The following is a 14195-nucleotide window of genomic DNA, read 5'->3' on the forward strand; positions in this document are numbered from 1 at the left end:
CCTCCTCAGTGAAAGGACCGCTGGATCCACGGGCGTCCGCGCTCGACCGCGGCGCATTGTCGCGCGGCCATCCGGGCGATGAACGGGTTGGCGTCGCGTGCTCCGCGCTCGAACACCGCAAGCCGGTCCTCGAGGCTGGCCTGAGCCGAGGCGAGCGCCGTGATCGCGCTGAACTGGATCCGGTCGCTCGGATGATGCGCGGCAAAGGATTCGACGAGATTGCGGCCGTCGCCCCCGCCCAATTGCGCGCACAGCGCCAGCAGCGGCTCGACGGCGCTGCGAGTCAGATGCGCCGCGACGGTCTTGCCTTCGACGTCGAAGCGATACTGGTCGCGGAAACTCAGATGCGGCGCGCGCTCCATGATGTTGAGCGAGACCGAGAGTTCGTCTGCGGGCAGCTGGGCATGAACGTCGCGATGCGCGCGGTAGAGCATGATCTTGCCCTGCTCGAGCCGTGATCGCTCGACAAAGCGCAGGTCGACTTCGTCGCCGATGGCGCCGGCGAAATTGTCATAGTCATATTCGTAATAATCGCTCCAATAGCCGGGGCCCATGTAGCCGGCGGTCAGGAACGAGAAATTATGGTCGTGGGGCACATGGTAGAAAAATGCTTCGTGGCCGTTTTCCTGGAGTAACCGATCATCCTCAGATGGCCAGAAATTGGCGCGGATGAAGAAGTCTCGCGCCTGATGCAGGATCACCACCTGTGGCCCATAGACGTTCCGCGCGCTCTGATCGCGGCAGCGCTGCTTGAGTTCGTCGACGAGCATGTCGGCGAGGAAGTCGCGATTGTTGGCGAGCGCCTTGAGACCATCGCCGAACGACGCGAAGCAATCCTCGTCGCGTGCGTCGAAACGGCCGCTTTCCAGTGTTTCGACCAGATCGCCGAGCTCGGCGCGATGCGGTGTCGCGGTTTCGATCACGCGTGGCATGCGCCGGCCTCCGCCTCGATCATGCCGAGCGCGTTTCGCGCCGCTGCGCGCAGATCGGGATGCGGGTCCCGCTCGGCCATCGTGCGGAGGCGCGCACGCGCACGGCCCTCGTTCAGGCGGAACAGTTCGGTGGTCGCGTGCCAACGCAGGAAAAAGCTGTCGTCATGGGTGAAGGGCTCGACCACGGCGTCGTCCTCGCTGCGTCCCAGCGAGGCGAGGAAGCTGAGCAACATCTGGCTGCGCGAGGCAGTGTCGCTGGTGCTGCAGGCCGCAACGGCGGTGAGATCCTCCGAATCATATTCCACGAGCAGCGGCGCACGATCGAGCAGGATCTCCGCCTGCAGCACGACGATGTCACCGATCGCATGCTCTATGACATAGCTCTGGGTCCGGCCGTCGAGCGTCAGGATCTCGCCATCTTCCAGTGCGCGATACCCGGCCGGGCGACATTTCGGGCTGTCGTCCAGGCTGAAATTGCCCGATACCTGCGGTGCGTCCCACATGCGCAGCACTGCACCGCCGGCGCGCAGGAACTTCTGCACCGATACGGTGCCGGTGAAGGTGATCGCCGCAGGCCCGCGGCGCTGCATCTTCTTCGCGGCGAGTGCATCCACCGGCAGGCTGTTCAGCGCGATGTTGACATGACGATGCGCGAATATCGCGACGCCGTGTTGGAAGCCGTTGCCGGTCGGTGCGAGCGGGGGCTCGAAATAGGCGTCGCGAAGCGCGTCTTGCGCCATCGCGGCGATCCAGCCATCGATCCAGCCGGTGTCGGCAAAAGCGGCCTCCACCAATGCGCGAACGCTGTCGGCGGTCGGATCGGCGAGCGTATCGAGTGCCTGATGCAGCGCCGCCAGCGCCGGCTGCAGGCGCCAGTGATGCGTCGGCAGGCTGGTCGGCAGCGCGTCGCCACGGGCCTGCTCCGCCTTGATGAAATATCGCCGAAGTTCTTGTCTGGAAATCATACATCCTCCAGCGCCAGGCACGATTCCGCGCTCGCCGCACCTCACGGATGCAGCGGGATCGATGCTGGCTTGTCCGCAGACGTCTAGTTCGAGCGCGGATGGACGGGCCGTGGCGGGTTCGCCACGGCGCCTGGCCGATCGCCGCTATCCCCCGATGATATAGGTCCCGACGATCACGCCGATGCAGACCGGCCCCCCGACCTCCTGACGCGTGACGTGCCCGCAAACTCCAACCGGGGTGCGCAGGGTGAAGGCGGACGCGTGTACGCTGCTGATCTTCTTCATCGATATTCCCCCCAAAGACGGCCGGCGGAACCGGCCAGTGCCTTCCAAATCGCGGCCCTGGCGCACAGCTCTCCGCTTCGCCGATCGCGTGATGTCGCGATCGGCGGATCGGTGTCCGTCTGGGCTTTTCGACGAGAACGGCTGTTCGATGCCGTCAATCAATTAGTCTCGCGGCAACGGAAAACCTGTCGCACTTTTTTGAAATTATTTTTCGAAGAGGGAACTTCCCGGCGCCCGCCTTCAGATTCGGAGCATCAACCGGTCCATTTCGCTCTCGCGCCGATGGTCGGCCAGCACTTCCGAAAGCTGCCGGATTACCGCGCGCTGGCGGCGGAGCCGCACGAACAGGAACGCGATGGTCGCGGCGATCACCGCCATCCCGAGCAATGCCGACCAGCTGAGCAAGGCTTGCGACAGATGCGGACCGAGCGGACGCCCCTCGCGCTGGCTCAGCACTGCGAACATCATTCCCAGCAAGGTCGCCGGCCCGAACAGCGTCAGGTCGAACAGAGTGCGGCGGACGCGCGCGCGGTATCTCCGTATCTGGCCCTCGAGGAAGGTCTCCCGGTCGCGCTGGTCGGCACCCCATTCCACGCGGCGCAGCCGATAACGGGTCCGTGCGGACCACAGAAGCAGCAGCAGGATCATCACGCCGGCGGCGAGCGAGCCGAGCGTGAATTTGCGCCAGATCCCGAACACGACGAAGACGGTCAAGCAAGCCGCGATCAGCAACTCCGCCCGCTCGATCCAGCGGGCACGCCGCAGCACGCGCTCCGACAGCGCCGACACCTCTTCCGCTGCATGCCGTACGCTGCCACGCCACAATTCGGAGAGGTCGTCGAACTCACCGGCCATGCGGTGCCCCCATTTGCTCGACCAGCGCCGATTTTGCCCGCTGGCAGCGGAGCATCGCGGCATTGGCGGTGATCCCCAATGTCTCGCCGATCTCTATGAATGAGAAACCTTCCAGCATCAGCGTCGCCGTCTCCCGCTGGGCCACGCTCAACTGCCGCATCGCCGCCAGCAATCGCGACCGCCGATCCGCGACGATCGCCGCTTCGTCGGGCTGCAGGTCGGCGGTGGGAAGCTCTTCGCCCAATTCTTCCGTAACAGGATTCCGCGCGCGGCGCGAGACGTGCGTCACTGCGCGCTTCTGCGCGATGCTGGCGATATAGGTCTTGAGCGAGGATTGGCCGCGAAAGGACGGTAGTGCGCGCCACACGGCAAGGACGATCTCCTGCTTGAGATCCTCGCGTTGGCTCGGATCGGCTTCATAGGCGAGTGCTATGCGCGAAAGCAGCCCGGAATGGGTGCGTATGACGTCATCGAAGCCCACATCGCTCAAGACGTTTACTCGCCCCCGGACAACCAGCCACTATCAGCGACTTAAACCGATCCGATGCGACAGGAAAGCATTGTCGTGGCGACTTGCCAGCGCATCCCGCGCACTTTGGCGGATCATGCCGGATCGCCAGCCCGCATGGCCCGCATCCGAGCGGCAGCCATCGCCTTCGTAGCGTCTGAAAGCTGACATTCCTCAGAGTGCGTCGTTTGACCGGGCCATGGGGAGGGTGCGGCCAGTCAGGGACACGCCCCCTATAGCCGCGAAGAAGGAGTTGGCGGTCACGACATGGTAGCTGCTTGCGATGACGGCGCGGGCTAGTTGACTGCCAACCTCGCCCGCACCGATGGATACCGGTGGTCGTCACGGCAGCCTCAGGCGCCGAACGCGCCGTCGATCGTGGGCATCGCACCGGTGACGAAGCCCGCTTCCGATCCCGCCAACCACGCGACCATCGCCGCGACCTCCTCGCCCCGTCGCCGAAGTGCTAACTGCCGTGCTGGAGGAAGCGGCCCGCCGGTATGCAGCCGATCCCGACGCCGCCGGCTGCCTCGTGCTGGAAGGAACCCGCTGCAATGATCCGGAAGCGCGGGAGGCAGCGCGCGCCTTCAATGTCGCGGCAGAGGGCGTGATCCGCGACTATGTCGCCGCGCGCCATCCCGAGGCGGCGGAGCGGATGGCCGACTTCGTCAGCACGACTATGTCCGGCCTCTCGGCCAAAACCCGTAACGGCCACGGCCTGGATCGACTACTTGCTTCCAGCCGTCTCGCCGGCCTGGCCCTTGCGCAGGCCCTTTCCGTCTGAACGGCCATTGCTTGCGGGTCGGCTTGCCGCACGAGATTGCCGGCTGCGGCGAGTTGCGACGGCGCTCGAGGATGTTCTTCTGCCGCCCCGGTGCGTTTGTGATGCGGCTCATGGAAGAGGCCGGGCCGGGCGGACGGATCGCCGCCGCGTCGATGACAGCCGCGGCACCCAAAATGGCAAGGCCGGCCTGTGGGACGAAGGAGGAAATCACATTCGAGTGGTGGGTCCGATGTCCGTCATGGACAGAGGCCGAAGTGGCTGATTTCCGCCATTCCAAGCCGATTGCGCGGGGCCGATGCCCCCTAAGATATCCCCACTTATATTTTTTCATGCATCGCACGGCGCATCCGGCCAAGCGAAGTCGCTCGTTCAAATATTCTCGAAGCGTCGGATAGTGGGTTATGGCAGATATTGGGTAAGACTCGACATTAGTTTGAGACTGTACGACGATGATGGCCGTCAAAGGGGAGGGGTTCCATGAAAATCCTCGCGCTGGCGGCGCTTCTTGTCTTGGGACCGGCAAGTGCCAATCCCTGCATGGCTTTCGGCGGACAGGGTGGATGCTGCAAAATATGCACAAAAGGGAAAGCATGCGGCAACAGCTGCATCGCGCGACACCTTAATTGTCATCAGCCGCCGGGGTGCGCGTGCAACGGGTGACGCCAGGCGGGGCGAATCTCCGCACCGTACCATCGGATGGCAAGACCTGCTGGTTCGGCCAGTTCGTCGAACGCGAGTTTGCGGACGAGCTTGAGCAGGAGTTGCTTCAGGCCGCTGCGCTCCATCGTTCATGGAAGTCATATCGCACATCGCGGGACCTGAACCCGGACGACATCGAGCAGCTTCGGCGCCACTGGTACGGCTATCCGCCGGTCAGAATCGGCGATCGAGCAGGCCGGGCGATGCTTGACGGCACGGCGTGCGTGTGGGCTGGTTGGACGATCTACTCTCTGCTCATGAATGTGTTCCTCGGGGGCGCAGCGGCATGGCACGCAATGGCTGGTGGCTAGGGCGGCCTCTCGACGCTCTGTCCCCAATGGTCCGGAATACTGAAGAGGCGCTGCAGTATTTGCGGCCACTGTTCGCCGGTAAAGACCGCGAGCTTCTCGTAGCCTTGTGCCTCGGTGGCAATCTGCGGGTCCGGCGCTGCATTCGCGTGCCCGGCAACGAAGTCTCGTGCCCCGCGCCGGTCCGGCGCATTCTCAATGGGGCGATGCAGGTCCGTGCCCCGTCGTTGTTGCTCGCCCACAACCATCCCTCTGAAGATCACCGTCCTAGCGAGGCGGACCAAGTGATGACGCGACAGATCTCTCGGGCATGTCGCGATATTGGAATCCGTCTCGTAGATCACATCATCATCGGTGGGGAGCGCTACTCAAGCTTTCGTCAGCTCGGCATAATGTAGAATCGTTGCAGCCGGTGGGGTTCGCCCCAATCCGCTTCGCCGATTTGACGGTTCACGCACCAAAATTGGAGAACCGGATGCGAGTCGAGCGGATTGACAGCGATGGTCCTTCGCGTGCTAGCAAAAATAATCTGCGTGGGGGAAAATGCTTGCGAAATATGAGGGGCTTTGTCGCGACGGTCGTGCTGACGATGATCTGCGGTGCAGATGCGATGGCGCAGGAGGTCACGACCTATACCTACGACTCGCTGGGCAGGCTCTCGCAGACTGCCATATCGGGCGGGCCGAAGAGTGGCACTTCTACGAGCACATGCTTCGATGCGGCCGGAAACCGTCGGGCATATGCTGTTGGCGCCGCCGGTATCTCGGCGTGCGCAATGCAGGGTTCAAGCGTGCGGACGACGGATGCCGACAGATCAATCCCGGAAACCATGGTGGATGTAACCGAGCGACCTGTGGTCGAGTGAGCCAGCGGACGGCTGAAGCCGGTCTCGCGATCTATTATCAACTTTCATCATCGAGAGAAAATATGCGTCTTCCGTGTCCCGGGAGTTCAGCCGCGCCGAACGCATTGGCGGGCAAAACCGCGTTCCTGTTGGGTCTTGTCGTTCCTGGCTTCCTAGCCGGCTCGGCTATGGCTCAGATCACCCCGCCACCCCCGCTGAGTACGTCAAGTCCCGGTGGCGTGAATTACCGGACCGGCGCCTATTCCTATAGCGACGTGGATCTTTCCATCGGGGGAAGTGGCGAGCAGGGGCTGAGCCTTACGCGGACTTACAACAGTGCGATCGAGGTGCCGTCGGACATCTATATGGGCGCACGCGGCTGGACCCATAGCCTGCAGGGCTATGTCAGCGCGGCTCGTATCCCTATCGGTCCCGGCGAGGAGCCGCCGCTGCCCGGGCGGGAATCCTATGTGTATACCGTTACCATCGGTGGTCGATCTGCTACGTTCCAAGGCGGCAGCCGCTATGTTCCGAACAAGACCACAACGGGCGGGCCCGTAGGCGACTATTACGCCACCAGCAATTCGAACACCACGCTGGTGTTCAACGGCACTACCGGAGCCGGCTACTACACCTTCACCGACTCGGACGGAACCATCGTCAATTTCAGGGCGGGCGCCGGCGGATACATCTCCAACCTGACGATGCCGAACGGCACGCGCTGGGATTGGACCTATGGCGGCGATGCACGCATCAAAAGCGTCATAAGCAATCGTGGCTGGGCCATCCTGTTTGATGGATACACCAGTGCTTGCGCCGTAAACATGGCCAGCGTCTACATCACCGCGACTTCGACGTGTCCGGCAAATGCGCAGACGGTGAGCTATACGTACACGGCCGGGAGCTACAATAGCAGCGCGAAGCTGTTGGTATCGGCGACCAAGGCCGGAGAGGCAACGACCTATACCTATACTGGTGCCGATCATCTGGGATGCATGAAGTTACCGGGTCAATCGGTATGCGCAATCCAGAACATCTATTTCGCCTGCCCGAATGATCCAGCGAACTCCTATCCGGTCCAGCCTTCAGTGCGTGCCAAGGACCCGGTCGTGTCGCAAACCGACGCTGGTGGAAGAACAACAAGCTATGCCTACGCAACCAACATGCAGGCAGTATCCAATAACAACCTCTATGTTTGCGGTAGCCACAATGGCGATCCGGACTATTGGACGGGGTTGAGTTCTAATACGCATTTGTCGACCAATTACGGTACCTCGAGGGATGTGCTCGTAAGTCCTGGGAGTAACGACGCAACAATATTCGACGAGATCGGCCGAACTTTCCGGATCGGGCAGAGCAGCTTTGGCCTCGATTCCGTAACCTACCCGGAGGGAAACGAAGTCCTGACCCTCCGCGACCTGCAAGGAAAGGCGCTCACGCAGAAATTGATCCCCAAGCCCGGCTCGGGGCTCGGCGTGCAGGAAGGGGTGATCAGCTATCCCACTAGCTGCCCCAACCCCAAGGTCTGTGGCAAGCCAGACTATGTGGTCGATCCCAATGGAAATCGGACAGACTTTACATATGATCCCAACCATGGTGGCGTGCTGACCGCGACCGGGCCTGCAGTGAACGGAATACGGCCCCAGACTCGCTATAGCTATGCCCAGCGCCACGCCTGGATCAGAAACAACGCCGGAGGGTTCGCACAGGCTACGACGCCGGTCTGGCTTCTGGTCGAGGAGCGTCGTTGCCGCACTACGGCTGCGGCCGGCAATGGATGTACCGGCGGCGCTGCGGACGAGGTGGTGACCAGCTACGACTATGGGCCGAGCACGGGCGCCGCCGGCAACAACCTCCTGCTCAGGGGCACTGTCGTGACCACGCAGGACGCCGGCAGTCAGCGCAGGTGTTTCGGATATGACGACCAAGGCAACCAAATCTGGGAAGCCAGTCCTCGTGCTGGTCTCGCGGGGTGCTATTGATGCGCAGTCAACCGAGAAAGTGGGCGCGGCGTCTTCTCGGCGCGGCATTGACTGTCTGGAGCGTGACTTTCGTGGCCACCGCGAGCTTTGCTCAGGGACAGGCCTCACCCTTTACGACGGCGACACGCTACGATGGCGCACGACGTGTGGTGGCGACGATCGCGCCCGATCCCGATGGCGCGGGCCCGCTCAAGCATGCGGCGGTGCGCAATCACTATGACGTAGCCGGCCGGTTGGTCAGGGTGGAAAAAGGCGAACTGGCGAACTGGCAATCCGAGGCCATCGATCCGCTGAACTGGACCGAGCTCGATTTCAAGGTCTTCAGCCAAGTCGACACGACCTACGATGTGATGAATCACAAGGTCGTCGAACGAACCTCGGCTCTGGGCGTGACCTATGCGGTGACGCAATATAGCTATGATGCTGCGGGCCGACTGGAGTGCATCGCGGTGCGAATGAATCCGGCTGCGTTCACCGCGCTGCCGGCGAGCGCCTGTACGCTCGGCACGAGCGGGAGCGAGGGCCCCGACCGGGTCACGAAGAACGTTTACGATGCGGCCGGGCAGCTGTTGCAGGTGCGCAGGGGCGTCGGAACCTCGCTCGAGCAGGCATATGCGACCTACACCTATACGCCGAACGGAAAGCAGGAATCCGTCATCGACGCCAATGGCAACCGGGCAGGCTACCTCTACGATGGGCATGATCGTCAGAACCAGTGGCGCTTCCCCTCGAAGACCTCCCCATCGGCTTACAACTCAGCGACGCCGACAACCGCGGTTGCAACGGCAGGTGTGGTCGCCACCAATGATCGTGAGGAATATGGCTATGACGCCAACGGCAACCGCATCAGCCTGAGGAGGCGCGACGGGCGCCTCTTCACCTACGGGTACGATGCGCTCAACCGCATGACCTCGAAGATCGTCCCGGATGCCTGCGTGACCGGCTATGTCTGCACGAGCGTTCCTGCCTCGGCGACACGCGATGTTTATTATACCTACGATCTTCGCGGTCTACAGACTGCGGCGCGCTTCGACTCCCTGGCCGGCGCAGATGCCGTCGAAAGCGTCTACGACGGCTTTGGCAGGCTGCGGACCAGCATCACCCGCATGGGCGGCGTCAGCCGGTCCCTAACCTATCAATTCGACGCCAACGGTAACCGCACCCGGATCACGCATCCGGATGGCAATGCCTTCGACTATGATTTTGACGGGCTCGACCGGCTGGTGGCAGTTCGCCAGAATGGGGCTTACCCTGCGGTGGTGCAGATGAGTTGGGACGCACAGGGACGGGCAGCCAGTCAATCGCGGGGGGCGGTAGCTACCAGCTATGGCTATGATGCGATATCGCGCCCAAACACTTTCAGCCACGATCTTGCCGGATCGGCTTTCGACGTCACGACGACGCTCGCCTACAATCCGGCCAGCCAGATCGTGAGCCGATCGCGGTCCCCTCTATATGCCTATGGCGGCCATATACCGGTCAATCGAGCCTATGCGGCGAACGGGCTGAACCAGTATACGAGCGCCGGCCCGGCCAGCTTCGCCTATGACGCAAACGGCAACCTCACGTCGGACGGCAGCTACACATTCGCGTACGACGCTGAAAATCGGCTTGTCGCGTCCTCCAGCGGTGCCACCCTGGTCTACGATCCGCTGGGGCGTCTGTATCAGACCTCTGGCGGGAGTGCGGGCGTCACGCAATTCGTATACGATGGCGATCAGTTAACCATTGAATACAACGCATCTGGCGCAATCTGGCGACGATATGTGCACGGTTTGGGCGAGGATGATCCGCTGCTTTGGTACCATGATTCGCACCTTAACGATCGGCGTAGTTTCCAAGTGGACCATCAGGGGTCGGTTATCTCTGTGGCCGACAAGTCAGGGAACTCTCTCGCCGTTTATAAATACGATGAATATGGCATTCCAGAACAAAGTGGATACTATAGTCGCTTCCAGTATACTGGGCAGGCTTGGATTCCTGAGCTAGGAATGTATTATTATAAAGCTCGCATCTATTCGCCGACGTTGGGGCGCTTCCTACAGACCGATCCCATTGGGTATCAGGATCAAATCAACCTCTACGCCTATGTCTCAAACGATCCGGTGAATAAGCGCGACCCCACGGGCAACATGGGCGATCCCGGCGATCCGTTCGATAGCGAGTCAGAGGCGGCCGCTGATGCTATTCGGTATATCAATCCGCGTTCGATTTCAGAGAATAAAGAGTATGGCGGATATGTGTATATGAAAGGTGGAAAGTATTACGCCTCCAACCCTGTATCGAATGGAAAAGGTGATTCTGTTAAATTTACCGCACCTAAAAGCCTGAAATCCGATTATCATACTCACGGGGACTATTCTAAGCCTGACGCATCGGGGGCGCCTGTTAGGACAAGCAAGGCTAATGATGGATATAATAGCGACCATTTCTCGAAAGGATCGGGGGCCGATACAGGGATTGCCAGTTCACTCGTGAAGGCAACTGGAGACCCCAATTATGCGAGGTACCTAGGCACGCCAAGCGGAAAAATATTAGTATATATTCGCGGGAAGGAAAGTGAAGTTATCCCTCCAGCTCCAAAGATTACCCCGGTCATAGATTTCGATAAATTGGACAAATAAAAATGCTTTTAATCGCTCTACTGGCCCTGTCGCCGCAGGATGATGCCGTGCAGGTGGCGCGCGCTGACATCAGTATATCGGAATTGAAAATCCTCGATGACGCGTGGTTCCGATTTAAAAAAATTAAACCAAATATTGATTACAGATGCATGAGAATAAATCTGCGATATGGAAGTGATTTTGAGGTGGAAATATATCCGCAGGATGCATTGGTGGAGGGCGAAAATACTATTGAGTTTAATGCTTCCAAATGCCCTCCGGGCGGGGTTTTTAAATATAATAAATCTGGCATTTATCAGGGCTTGGTTTTGGCTAGATAGCGGTGCGATGGCTAGGTGTGTGCGGCAATCTGCTCAATGAATATCTAGGGTATCGATCGCCCCCACCTGCGCCCCATCGCGCAGGCCAAGCGCGTCGGTGAGGCCGACGCGGGTGTCGGTGTAGATGATCGCGCTCTCGTCTTGGCGCCGCTGGCGGCGACCGACACTACCCTCTTGGGGTTCGAGGATGTGGCTTCAACGCGACGTATTCCGCCGGCGCGCGGCCTTCGATCGTGTCCTCGATAGTCCTTTGTGCCGCCTGCTCGGTAGCCACCGTGTTCCGCGCTCGCCCGAGCATCTGCTGAGCCAGCGCTTCGGCCTCGCTGTCGACGCGCTGCAGGAAGCGATCGGTGAGCAACTTCACCAGCCGATCCGCGCCCACGGCGCAGAAGGCGGATAGCAGCGCTCGCGCCTCGGCGTCCCAGCCGATGCGCGTGGCTAGCCAATAGGCGATCAGGGCCACCAGCGGCAGTAGCAGCAAGTCCGCGAAGACGAGCCATGCGCGAACCTTCACGCCCTTCTTGATCAACAGCGCGTACTTGGCCGCAAAGCCGACAGTCACGCCGATCCATACCCAACCATATTTGGCGAGCATCGTCTCCAGAACGGGGCTCACCGGCGCGCTCGAGCAGCGTGACCTTCAACCATCTGCGGTCCCCGAGTTCGCATCCTGATGGGCCAGCCATTCGTCGTCCGAGATCCGGACAGCCTCGCTGGGAATGGTGCAATCGGGGTTGGGCTCGAACACGACCTCGGCGCTCGGGAAGGTGGCCAAATCTCCGCTGTCGCGCGCTACGATGACGGGCCGCAGCTTCGGCCCATGCACCGCTTCGTGATAGAAGCCGATCGCCGCGCCGTCCTCGTCGAAGACCGCGTAGTAGGACAGGTCCTGGTGTAGATCCTCGACAAGGCCGGGCTTGGGCGCTTCGATGCCCAGATCGGCGAGGACGGCGCGCGCCTCGGCCAGGAAGGCGTCATTGTCCACTGGCTTCCCACCTCACAAATGCGCCAGCCGCACCGATTGCGATGGCCGAATAGTTCAGGTTGATCGACTTGATCGTGTACTGCGTGTTCGGGTTGGTGCCGGGATACATGTGCGCCAGACCGATCTGGTTCGCGCCAGCGTCGGCCGCGCGCTGCGGCTTGTACTGGATGGCAGTCGACGTGAAGGCGACGGGCAGCGTCTGATCGGCGATCACGCCGCCAGACGTCGTCGCCGTCCCCCACTGTTCGATCTTGCCGCTCCCCCATTTTCGCCAGCCCGTGGTCGCGTTCCCACCCGACGACACGATCATCCCGTCCCATGACGTGCAGAAGCCCGCTCCGGAGCCGTTCGTCACCGCCCCCGAAACACGCGGACCGGTCCACTGGCTCGTCTGCGAGTTTGCATCGACGGTGATGCTGTCGGTCTGGGGGGACACGAACTGACAGCGCCGCAGCCACGTCAGGTTACAGACCCCGGCGAGGATGCCGAAATATTGCCAGTCGTCGTTGTAGGTGTCGGAGGTGCCCGCGCTTTGGAGCACGACATTGGCCGTGCTGGTGCCTGAGGTCGACGAGAAGGTGCCGGCGCATAGCCAGTGGTTGACCCCGACCATGGCCCATGTCGCGACAGCCGCTCCGAAATACTCTCCACCGTGCACGAAGACGCCGCGGTAGGAAGGGCCGGTTGGATCGGTGTTGGTCAGCCCGTTAATATAGACCGCGTAGTTGCAGCTCGTGCCCATCGAGACGTAGACGTCGATCAGGTAGGTCCGACCGTCGGCCGGCGCCGCTCGCGTCAGTATCGCCGAGATTGCCGAGCCGCCTCCTCCGACGCCGGAGATTCCCCGAAACGTGAGCTTGCTGAGAGTGAAGCCGTTGTCGTTGAACGCGAAGACACCACGAGCCGCATTCGCCTCCGCGTAGCGCTTGACGAAGATCGTCCCTTGCGCCCCACGCGACCCGAGGAGGGTGACCTGAAAATTCCATTCCGGGATCTGCGCGCCGAGCGTGTAGATCTTGGAACCAAAGATGATCGTGTGCGGCTTGTCGATGTTGGCGACATTGATCATCGCGGTCAGCTGGGTATGCGCCAGCACCTCCGTACCGCCGCCATTGCCGTTGCCGGCAGCGGGATCGTTCGGGATGTTGAACCAGTCGGCGAACCACTGCCCCGGAATGGGCGTCTGGCGCACCCAGCACCCGACGGTCGGGCCGAAGCCCGGCAGCGTGGACTGGACGTAGATCCCCTGTTGCGTATCGGCAGTGACCCGCGAGGCGTAGTTACCGGTCCTCCATACGAAGGATCCGGTGAGGCCGCCCTCCGTGAGCGTGGCAGGTTGTCCGTCTGTCGGCCCCGAGACGAGACTGAGGAGCGCCCGGGTCTTCACCACGATCGGATTTGCCCCGGAGAGACCGACATCGAGGGGGCCGGCGGTCAAGTCGCCTGACACGGCGTCCCACAGCGCAAGCCCCCTGCGGTCGGCGCGTTTCGGGAGCGTAAAGCCGACTTCGTCGAACGGAGTCTGCACCGCTCGGCCCACGCGAGAGAGAAGATGGAGATCGCGAACCGCGGCCCGATCGAGCTGCGTATTCATCGCCTTGGGCGTGAAGGGCACCTCGCCGCCCGGGAAGCTCGCCTGCTGCTGGAACGAAGGGGCCGAGACAATGTAGATTTCCCCTGACCCCGTCGCAGGTGGGATGGTGAAGGTGACCGTGCCGCCTTCATTCGCGTCGAGAGCTACGTCGTAGAGCGCCGGGCTCACCAGCTGCTCAGGCGCGACACCTCCTCGATAAACGCTGATCTCGGTCACGGTCATCGCCTTGAAGGCGAACCCGAACGTCGTCGTAGCCCCGTTCGGCGAATAAGGCCCGGCAATGGTGGTTTCTACGGTGACGGTCATGTCGGCTCCGATCCCGGAGCGATTTAGCGGCTTTGTCGGTACGCCCGCGGGCGGATGCACAGGGCTTGCGCAGGACGAAACACACATGCGACGATGCGCAGATGTCCTCCGTGATAAATGGCATCGCCGCGCTTGCTGCCACTCTCGTTTCTGGTCTTCTCACCCTTGGCGTGTTCGGCATCGCTATCTGGCTCGGGATGAGAA

Annotated in this window: 15 protein-coding genes; 7 read left to right on the plus strand and 8 right to left on the minus strand. The window is 61.6% G+C overall.

Going from position 1 to position 14195, the window contains the following annotated elements:
- Positions 1–5: 5 nt before the first annotated feature.
- The 5 genes from Q9Q95_RS13210 to Q9Q95_RS13230 all read right to left on the minus strand — a co-directional run bounded on the left by Q9Q95_RS13210 (position 6) and on the right by Q9Q95_RS13230 (position 3518).
- Positions 6–932, minus strand: a complete 927-nt coding sequence (locus Q9Q95_RS13210) for a transposase (RefSeq protein ID WP_306097596.1) — start codon at positions 930–932, stop codon at positions 6–8.
- The gene (locus Q9Q95_RS13215; RefSeq protein ID WP_306097597.1) at positions 920–1897 is read right to left on the minus strand and encodes a hypothetical protein; all 978 of its coding nucleotides are present in this window, start codon (positions 1895–1897) and stop codon (positions 920–922) included. Before Q9Q95_RS13215 ends, Q9Q95_RS13210 begins: the two co-directional genes overlap by 13 nt.
- A gap of 144 nt (positions 1898–2041) precedes the next feature.
- A complete protein-coding gene (locus Q9Q95_RS13220) occupies positions 2042–2182 on the minus strand; it encodes a hypothetical protein (RefSeq protein ID WP_306097598.1) in 141 nt (46 codons plus the stop codon).
- A 240-nt stretch (positions 2183–2422) separates the two neighbouring features.
- Positions 2423–3037, minus strand: a complete 615-nt coding sequence (locus Q9Q95_RS13225; RefSeq protein WP_306097599.1) for a hypothetical protein — start codon at positions 3035–3037, stop codon at positions 2423–2425.
- Complete coding sequence (locus Q9Q95_RS13230; RefSeq protein WP_306097659.1) at positions 3027–3518, minus strand: RNA polymerase sigma factor; 492 nt, start codon at positions 3516–3518, stop codon at positions 3027–3029. The genes Q9Q95_RS13225 and Q9Q95_RS13230 overlap by 11 nt, the downstream gene beginning before the upstream one ends.
- 502 nt (positions 3519–4020) lie before the next feature.
- On the opposite strand from Q9Q95_RS13230, the gene Q9Q95_RS13235 reads away from it, so the two are divergent.
- The 7 genes from Q9Q95_RS13235 to Q9Q95_RS13265 all read left to right on the plus strand — a co-directional run bounded on the left by Q9Q95_RS13235 (position 4021) and on the right by Q9Q95_RS13265 (position 11106).
- Complete coding sequence (locus tag Q9Q95_RS13235) at positions 4021–4329, plus strand: hypothetical protein (RefSeq protein WP_306097600.1); 309 nt, start codon at positions 4021–4023, stop codon at positions 4327–4329.
- Positions 4330–4976: 647 nt separating this feature from the next.
- Complete coding sequence (locus Q9Q95_RS13240) at positions 4977–5339, plus strand: hypothetical protein (protein ID WP_306097601.1); 363 nt, start codon at positions 4977–4979, stop codon at positions 5337–5339.
- A 26-nt stretch (positions 5340–5365) separates the two neighbouring features.
- Positions 5366–5734 (plus strand): JAB domain-containing protein, encoded by a 369-nt coding sequence (locus tag Q9Q95_RS21225; RefSeq protein WP_371876761.1) that lies wholly within the window; start codon positions 5366–5368, stop codon positions 5732–5734.
- Between the two features lie 5 nt (positions 5735–5739).
- Positions 5740–6201, plus strand: coding sequence for a hypothetical protein (locus tag Q9Q95_RS13250; RefSeq protein WP_306097603.1), 462 nt, complete (start codon positions 5740–5742; stop codon positions 6199–6201).
- A 167-nt stretch (positions 6202–6368) separates the two neighbouring features.
- Positions 6369–8162 carry a hypothetical protein gene (locus Q9Q95_RS13255; protein ID WP_306097604.1) on the plus strand — a complete coding sequence of 598 codons (1794 nt, stop codon included), beginning with the start codon at positions 6369–6371 and terminating at the stop codon, positions 8160–8162.
- Positions 8162–10786 carry an RHS repeat-associated core domain-containing protein gene (locus Q9Q95_RS13260; RefSeq protein ID WP_306097605.1) on the plus strand — a complete coding sequence of 875 codons (2625 nt, stop codon included), beginning with the start codon at positions 8162–8164 and terminating at the stop codon, positions 10784–10786. Before Q9Q95_RS13255 ends, Q9Q95_RS13260 begins: the two co-directional genes overlap by 1 nt.
- A gap of 2 nt (positions 10787–10788) precedes the next feature.
- Positions 10789–11106: a hypothetical protein gene (locus Q9Q95_RS13265; protein WP_306097606.1), complete on the plus strand. Its 318-nt coding sequence runs from the start codon at positions 10789–10791 to the stop codon at positions 11104–11106.
- Between the two features lie 166 nt (positions 11107–11272).
- On the opposite strand, the gene Q9Q95_RS13270 is transcribed toward Q9Q95_RS13265, so the two are convergent.
- From Q9Q95_RS13270 to Q9Q95_RS13280, 3 genes are read right to left on the minus strand one after another with little or no spacing between them, the layout of a single operon-like run.
- Entirely contained in the window at positions 11273–11722 is a 450-nt protein-coding gene (locus tag Q9Q95_RS13270; protein WP_306097607.1) for a hypothetical protein, read from the minus strand.
- A gap of 24 nt (positions 11723–11746) precedes the next feature.
- Positions 11747–12091 (minus strand): hypothetical protein, encoded by a 345-nt coding sequence (locus tag Q9Q95_RS13275; protein ID WP_306097608.1) that lies wholly within the window; start codon positions 12089–12091, stop codon positions 11747–11749.
- Positions 12081–13991 (minus strand): hypothetical protein, encoded by a 1911-nt coding sequence (locus Q9Q95_RS13280; protein ID WP_306097609.1) that lies wholly within the window; start codon positions 13989–13991, stop codon positions 12081–12083. Before Q9Q95_RS13280 ends, Q9Q95_RS13275 begins: the two co-directional genes overlap by 11 nt.
- Between the last annotated feature and the right edge of the window lie 204 nt (positions 13992–14195).

The sequence above is a fragment of the Sphingomonas sp. DG1-23 genome, from assembly GCF_030730875.1.
In the GTDB taxonomy this organism is placed as follows: Bacteria; Pseudomonadota; Alphaproteobacteria; order Sphingomonadales; family Sphingomonadaceae; genus Sphingomonas.

Coding starts and splice junctions, on each gene's coding strand:
- Q9Q95_RS13280 (WP_306097609.1), bottom strand. CDS start 13,991: ATGACCGTCACCGTAGAAACCACCATTGCCGGGCCTTATTCGCCGAAC.
- Q9Q95_RS13260 (WP_306097605.1), top strand. CDS start 8,162: ATGCGCAGTCAACCGAGAAAGTGGGCGCGGCGTCTTCTCGGCGCGGCA.
- Q9Q95_RS13255 (WP_306097604.1), top strand. CDS start 6,369: ATGGCTCAGATCACCCCGCCACCCCCGCTGAGTACGTCAAGTCCCGGT.
- Q9Q95_RS13215 (WP_306097597.1), bottom strand. CDS start 1,897: ATGATTTCCAGACAAGAACTTCGGCGATATTTCATCAAGGCGGAGCAG.
- Q9Q95_RS21225 (WP_371876761.1), top strand. CDS start 5,366: ATGGTCCGGAATACTGAAGAGGCGCTGCAGTATTTGCGGCCACTGTTC.
- Q9Q95_RS13225 (WP_306097599.1), bottom strand. CDS start 3,037: ATGGCCGGTGAGTTCGACGACCTCTCCGAATTGTGGCGTGGCAGCGTA.
- Q9Q95_RS13220 (WP_306097598.1), bottom strand. CDS start 2,182: ATGAAGAAGATCAGCAGCGTACACGCGTCCGCCTTCACCCTGCGCACC.
- Q9Q95_RS13210 (WP_306097596.1), bottom strand. CDS start 932: ATGCCACGCGTGATCGAAACCGCGACACCGCATCGCGCCGAGCTCGGC.
- Q9Q95_RS13265 (WP_306097606.1), top strand. CDS start 10,789: ATGCTTTTAATCGCTCTACTGGCCCTGTCGCCGCAGGATGATGCCGTG.